Source organism: Bacillus cereus group sp. BfR-BA-01331 (genome assembly GCF_022663915.1).
Lineage (GTDB): Bacteria > Bacillota > Bacilli > Bacillales > Bacillaceae_G > Bacillus_A > Bacillus_A mycoides.
The window spans coordinates 1-520 of the sequence record NZ_JAKUGJ010000145.1; the positions used below are offsets into that span (position 1 = coordinate 1).

A 520-nucleotide genomic window follows, 5' to 3' on the forward strand; every position below is an offset into this window, starting at 1 on the left:
GTGGGACAGATGATTGGGGTGAAGTCGTAACAAGGTAGCCGTATCGGAAGGTGCGGCTGGATCACCTCCTTTCTATGGAGAATTGATGAACACTGTTCATCAATATAAGTTTCCGTGTTTCGTTTTCGTTTAGTTTTGAGAGTTCAATATAAGTATTGACTCTTAAATAGGAATTATGATATAAATAAATTCCGCAATTTGTATGGGCCTATAGCTCAGCTGGTTAGAGCGCACGCCTGATAAGCGTGAGGTCGATGGTTCGAGTCCATTTAGGCCCACCATACATTTTACGGGGCCTTAGCTCAGCTGGGAGAGCGCCTGCCTTGCACGCAGGAGGTCAGCGGTTCGATCCCGCTAGGCTCCACCAAAAAGCTATTTTATATAGCAAATGGTATGTTCTTTGAAAACTAGATAACAGTGTAGCTCATATTTTTTAATTTTAGTTTGGTTAAGTTAGAAAGGGCGCACGGTGGATGCCTTGACACTAGGAGTCGATGAAGGACGGGACTAACGCCGATAT

Annotated in this window: 2 tRNA genes and 1 rRNA gene; all 3 read left to right on the forward strand. The window is 44.2% G+C overall.

The annotated features are described in order from the left end of the window. Window positions 1-72 (forward strand): 16S ribosomal RNA (locus MR155_RS31335); the annotation flags it as partial. Window positions 73-204: 132 nt separating this feature from the next. Continuing rightward, window positions 205-281 (forward strand) — tRNA-Ile (locus MR155_RS31340). 10 nt (window positions 282-291) lie between these two features. Continuing rightward, window positions 292-367, forward strand: a tRNA-Ala gene (locus MR155_RS31345). The last annotated feature ends 153 nt before the right edge of the window (window positions 368-520 follow it).